The organism is Corynebacterium sp. (assembly GCF_030152825.1).
GTDB lineage: Bacteria > Actinomycetota > Actinomycetes > Mycobacteriales > Mycobacteriaceae > Corynebacterium.
The window spans coordinates 1-5,606 of the sequence record NZ_JASLIP010000024.1 but is presented as its reverse complement, the minus strand read 5'-3'; the positions used below and the strand labels follow the sequence as shown (position 1 = coordinate 5,606).

The window sequence follows — 5,606 nt, the reverse complement described above, 5'->3', positions numbered from 1 at the left end:
GCCAGCGTAATCAGCAGCCCGAATACGCCCACCGCCATGAACTGCGGCAGCTGGATCCACCAGGGCTGCTTATGGTGGCCCTTGAAGGTCCAGTAGCGGTTGAGCACGAAGTTCCACACGTTCGCGACGAGGAAAGCCAGCACCGAAAATAGGTGGTACCAGCGCATATTCCACTGCGTGTTCAGCAGCTGGAAGAGCACTTCGAGGTCGTCGATGCCAAAGCCCTGATCGAAGAGCTTCTTCGACAGCACAAAGACTGCCTGGTTGACCACGAAGCCACTGGCACCAACGAGGCCGAAGCGCAGAAACTGCCGCGCGATGGCCTTGGAGCGAGCCAAACGCCCTGCGGGCGTGGGCTTCGCAGCGGTACGCGGCTGCGGCTGGGTGTGGTCGTTGGGAGTCTCTGGCACGCAGGTTAGATTACGCGGATTTCCTGCCGGATTGTTACTCCCCCGCCGCCCGCTCGGGCGTTATCTTGGCCACTCCCTCGCTGGCCAGCGCGCCATTATAACGACCGCATTCCCATTTTTACGACGCCGCCCCAGCAGCTCCGCGGTCATGTCACGGTTCACGACCGTGCGGTCTTACTGCGCGCATCTGCCGGCGCGGGGCCAGACCCTGCTCCCGGAGCCCACGCTGACCGTCGCCTCCGTTTAGCCCCACAGGCGGATCGGCACCCAGCGGGGCTGGTCGGGTTCGTTCTTCAGCCGGCGCTTACGCACGGCCTCGAAGGCAGCCCAATCCCGGTTCCAGGTCCTCACCCCGCGCGCCAACGCGAGCACGCTGGTCACGGCTTTTTCCGCGTCTGTGTCCAGGCCCTGTGGCGGGTGTCCCTCCACCGGTTCGATGGGTCGGACCTCTCCCCAGCCCGTGGACTTCTTGCCATTGGACTCCTCGAACTCGGCCTTAGCCTGCTCGACTGCGGCCTCGGCCGCTTCCTGGCTAGCAGCAACGTCCACGAGGTGGAGCTCGCCTTCCGCCAGGCCGCCGTAGGTGATGTCCCCTTCTGAGTCCTCGGTTAGGAAGACCGGGTGCACGAGCAGCAGCCGCGCCACCGCGGCCGGATCATCGCGCCCCTCAATCCACTCGGCCTCCCCCGCGAAGCCCTGCACCCCGTCGGGCCCCAGCAGCCAGGCACCGGAGAAGTCGCCGCGCGTCAGCTCCGGGTCGGTTTCGACCTGCCAGATCGCGGTCGTCTCCCCCACCCGGCAGGCGACCAGCACCGGCGGGTAGTACGTGATCGGCCCGGGGGTATCCTCCGGCCGGTCGGAGGGCGCGACCGCCAAGGTTGGGGTGGGTGTCAACGCCACCCCGCCCGAGGTCTCGGTACTGGACGTCTCGGTGCTCGAAGTCTCGGCATCCGAGATGTCGGCGCTGGCCTTCTGTGCTTCACTCGCTGGGCTCATGACCTCGATCTTAGCGACCGCCCCAGACACGCCCCGCCAGCCGATCCCCACAGCCTTCGCTCACCCCAGCGCGGACGCCCCGCCCGCACGCGGGCTGAACCGCGCACCGCGCGCCGCCGGTCACCTCGCTGGTCGCTGCCCGGTCGCCTCGCTAGTCACCGCGCCGGTCACCTCGCCCGGCGACCGCCCGCGCGCCCCGCCCGTTCCGCGGTCTCCCGGTCCGCCACCACCGCGGCCGCCGCAATCACTCCGGAGATCCCGCCCCACGCGGCATTGGGGTACTCCACGCCCCGCGATTCCAGCGCCTTCACACCAGCGCGCTGAATCGCGCGGTCGATGCGCACCCCCGCCGTCACGGCAAGGACAAGCAACGCCGCCGCCCCTGGCAACACGGCGTAAGGCGGCAGGCTGAATACCCGGTCCCACCAGCGGGGATCATTCGGCGGCCAGATTTCCTCTGCTTCCTCCCCGTCATCGTCGGCCGCACCGTCAGCAACCGCACCGTCATCAACCGCGACGTCCGGGACGACGTCGTCGTTGAAGGCATCGCCATCGACGGCGACGTCCTCCCCCGCAGCGAGGTCGGCGACGTCACCGTCCAGCGGCACAGACCCTGCCTGGCGGGCGCGGGCGTCGTCGAGGAGCTTGCGCAGTTCGGCGGTCTGCCTGCTCTCTTGCGAGAACTCCTCCTTCGCGAATTCCATCGTGTCCACGGTGGAACGCACCACATACGGGCCGATTCCGGCGACCAGTGCGGCGCCCCGCAGCCAGCCACGGCGCCGACCGGCGGGTAGGAAGTCCTTGATGCCGTAGAACGCAGCCGTGCCTGCGGCGGCGGCCAGAGCTTCAAACGCGAGTGGTGGTTTCTTCATGCTCAGCATTTTACCCCGGCGACCAGACGCGCCCCTGGCTGGACCGCAGCAGCTGGCGGGGCGTGTCTGCCACCCCGGCTAGAATCCTTAGGCATGGCAGGACTCTTCGAAAAACTCAGCACAGGCCTCTCCAATATCGTCGGCAAGCAGCCGAAAGAGCAGAAGGAGCCACCGATGCGGGTCGGTGGTGTCGGGGAGGACACGACCTATGAGGCCGCGGAGCGCACGCAGCTTCCACTGAACTCGTGGATGACGCGGATGATGGCCCAGGAGCTGCCGATCATGGATTCGGTGAGCCGCCAGCGGGTGCGCGATATCCTGCGCGACTATGACGGCCCGAAGATCACCAGCGTCGAGGAGCTCCCGGAGGAGATCCGCACAATCATGGACCTGTACTAGCGGGACCGACCAGCACGCAGACATGCGCCTAACTCGCAGATATAATGGTATGTAGCTGTTTTGATGCTCGCGGCGCCCGCTTGATGCCCGTGCTGTCCCCGGCATGGCGCTGCCGTGGCAGACATGTTGAAGAACGAAGGATTCTTATGCGTTTTGCACTCGACGTTGTGGTCACGGCCGTCGCGCTGTGGCTGGTCACCCTGGTTATTCCTGGCGTTTCCGTGATGGGCGGTGTGGGCGCCTTCATCTGGGCCGCGCTGGTGTTCATGTTCGTTAACGCCTTCATCGCCCCGGTCGTGCGGCTACTCAGCCTGCCGCTGCGCATCCTCACCCTGGGGCTGTTCTCGTTGATCGTGAACGCGCTGCTGTTCGCCCTTGTCGGTTGGATCTCCAGCGGCATCGGCAACGGCCTGGTGGTCAGTGGCTTCTGGGCGGCGTTCTTCGGCGCGATCTTCATGGCTATCGCCACCTGGATCGTGGAGGGAACGCTCAAGGCCATCGGACTGCGCTCCGCCCTCTAACCTCGCTCGCGGCTCTGGCGGGATAACTCGCGCCCCACCCGGCGCGCCACCTCTCCTGTCATCTCACCCTTGATGCGACCAGGCGCGGCCCCGTCCGGCGCGTGAAGCTGCCCACCCGCGCGCTATCCACGCGTTTTAGTGAGATTCGCGACATCATGGATTTGTACTAGCGAACCGACTGTTTTAGCAGGCTATTCGCAGCCTGCGGCGCTACGCTTGAAAGCCATGAGCATCCATACAACTACAAAGACCCTGACCGGTTGGGGCCGCACTCAGGCCACCACGGCAGAGGTGCTGTCCACGCCAGATGTGGAGACCATCGCGAAGGCCGTGGCCCAGGTCGCGGACGATAATGCGGATAAGCCCAGCCACCTGCAGCGCGGCGTCATCGCCCGCGGGATGGGCCGCAGCTACGGCGACCCGACCAACAACGCCGGCGGTCTCGTCATCGATATGCGGGAGCTCAACAAGATCCACGACATCGACCCGGACACGGCGATCGTGGACGTTGATGCCGGGGTGACGCTCGACCAGCTGATGAAGGCCGCCCTGCCCTACGGCCTGTGGGTCCCCGTCCTGCCGGGTACCCGCCAGGTCACCATCGGTGGCGCGATCGGGCCGGATATTCACGGCAAGAACCACCACTCCGCGGGATCCTTCGGCGACCACGTCCTGTCCATGGAGCTGCTCGTCGCCGACGGCCGCGTCCTGCACCTGGAGCCGGAGGGCACCCCGGATGACCCGAAGGGTGAGCTGTTCTGGGCCACCGTCGGCGGCATGGGGCTGACCGGCATCATCCTGCGCGCCCGCATCGAGATGACGCGCACGGAGACCGCCTACTTCATCGCGGACACCGACCGCACGAACACGCTGGACGAGACGATCGAGTTCCACTCCGACGGTTCGGAGCACAACTACACGTACTCTTCCGCCTGGTTCGACGCGATCTCCGGCGGCAAGAAGCTCGGCCGCTCCACCATCTCCCGCGGTTCCCTGGCAACCCTGGACCAGCTGAAGGAGTTCGCCCCGAAGCTGGCGAAGGACCCGCTGAAGTTCAATGCCCCGCAGCTGATGACCGTGCCGGACATCTTCCCGTCCTGGACGATGAACAAGCTCTCCCTGATGGCGATCGGCGAGGCGTACTACATGATGGGCTCGCCTGCGCGGAACCAGATCCAGAACCTCACGCAGTTCTACCAGCCGCTGGACCTCATCGGCGAGTGGAACCGCGGCTACGGTTCCAAGGGCTTCCTGCAGTACCAGTTCGTCGTCCCGACGGAGGCGGTGGAGCCGTTCAAGCAGATCATCCGCGACATCCAGGCGTCCGGCCACTACTCCGCGCTGAACGTTTTCAAGCTCTTCGGTGAGGGCAACCGCGCGCCGCTGAGCTACCCGATGAAGGGCTGGAACGTGTGCGTGGACTTCCCGATCCGCCCGGGTCTGGGTGCGTTCCTGGACGACCTGGATCGCCGCGTCATGGAGTTCGGCGGCCGCCTGTACCTGGCGAAGGAGTCCCGCACCTCCGCGGAGAACTTCCACAAGATGTACCCGGGTCTGCCTGGCTGGCTGGAGACCCGCCACAACATCGACCCGACGGGCGTGTTCGCATCCGATATGTCCCGCCGCCTCGAGCTGCACTAAACACCGACGAGCCTTTTAAAGGAGTTATTTCATGATTGATGCTGTTGGAAAGCCCCAGTCCATCCTGCTGCTCGGCGGTGCGTCCGACATGGGTCTGGCCGTGGTGGAGGAGTTCCTCTCCCGTGGCCCGGCGCGCGTGGTTCTGGCTGCCCGCGAGGGCGAGAGCCTGGACGACGCCACCCGCCGTTGCCAGGCCGCCGGTGCGTCCGAGGTGGAGACCCTGGCCTTTGATGCGGTGGATTTCGATTCCCACCCGGCGGTCATCGACAAGGCCTTCGAGGCCGGCGATATCGATATCGCGATCGTCGCGTTCGGCATCCTGGGCGATAACGAGAAGCAGTGGCAGGACCAGAGGCTCGCCGTGCAGGCAGCACAGGTGAATTTCACCGGCGCGGTTTCGGTCGGTGTGCTGCTGGGCCAGAAGATGAAGGAGCAGGGCCACGGCCAGATCGTCGCCTTCTCCACCGTCGCGGGTGAGATGGTGCGCCGTTCGAACTTTGTGTACGGCTCCACGAAGGCCGGCACAGACGGCTTCTACCGCCTGCTCGGCGAGGCGCTACGCGGCACTGGGGTGCGCGTGCTGACCGTGCGTCCGGGACGGGTCCGCACGAATATGACGAAGGATTTGGACGACGCCCCGCTGACCGTCGATAAGACCGATGCGGCGAAGGCGATCGCCAAGGCGGTGGACGAAAGAAGACGATCGTCTGGGTCCACCCGCAGTTCCGCCCGATCATGCTGGTGCTGAAGCACCTGCCGATGTGGGT

At 65.8% G+C, this 5,606-nt stretch carries 6 protein-coding genes and 1 pseudogene; 4 read left to right on the top strand and 3 right to left on the bottom strand.

Going from position 1 to position 5,606, the window contains the following annotated elements; translation table 11 throughout:
* The 3 genes from Q1V78_RS02910 to Q1V78_RS02900 all read right to left on the bottom strand — a co-directional run.
* A partial coding sequence (locus Q1V78_RS02910) for a GtrA family protein (protein ID WP_300611431.1) occupies window positions 1-410 on the bottom strand: 410 nt, incomplete at its 3' end.
* A 243-nt stretch (window positions 411-653) separates the two neighbouring features.
* Entirely contained in the window at window positions 654-1,406 is a 753-nt protein-coding gene (locus Q1V78_RS02905) for a hypothetical protein (protein WP_300611429.1), read from the bottom strand.
* Between the two features lie 167 nt (window positions 1,407-1,573).
* Window positions 1,574-2,278: a hypothetical protein gene (locus Q1V78_RS02900; protein WP_300611427.1), complete on the bottom strand. Its 705-nt coding sequence runs from the start codon at window positions 2,276-2,278 to the stop codon at window positions 1,574-1,576.
* Window positions 2,279-2,452: 174 nt separating this feature from the next.
* Here Q1V78_RS02900 and Q1V78_RS02895 point away from each other — a divergent pair, with 174 nt between their 5' ends.
* From Q1V78_RS02895 to Q1V78_RS02880, 4 genes and pseudogenes are all read left to right on the top strand, one after another.
* Entirely contained in the window at window positions 2,453-2,677 is a 225-nt protein-coding gene (locus tag Q1V78_RS02895) for a hypothetical protein (protein WP_300611433.1), read from the top strand.
* A 146-nt stretch (window positions 2,678-2,823) separates the two neighbouring features.
* Window positions 2,824-3,198 (top strand): phage holin family protein, encoded by a 375-nt coding sequence (locus Q1V78_RS02890; protein WP_148792234.1) that lies wholly within the window; start codon window positions 2,824-2,826, stop codon window positions 3,196-3,198.
* Between the two features lie 225 nt (window positions 3,199-3,423).
* Window positions 3,424-4,839 carry an FAD-binding oxidoreductase gene (locus Q1V78_RS02885; RefSeq protein ID WP_300611424.1) on the top strand — a complete coding sequence of 472 codons (1,416 nt, stop codon included), beginning with the start codon at window positions 3,424-3,426 and terminating at the stop codon, window positions 4,837-4,839.
* Between the two features lie 31 nt (window positions 4,840-4,870).
* A pseudogene (locus tag Q1V78_RS02880) lies at window positions 4,871-5,606 on the top strand (decaprenylphospho-beta-D-erythro-pentofuranosid-2-ulose 2-reductase); the annotation flags it as partial.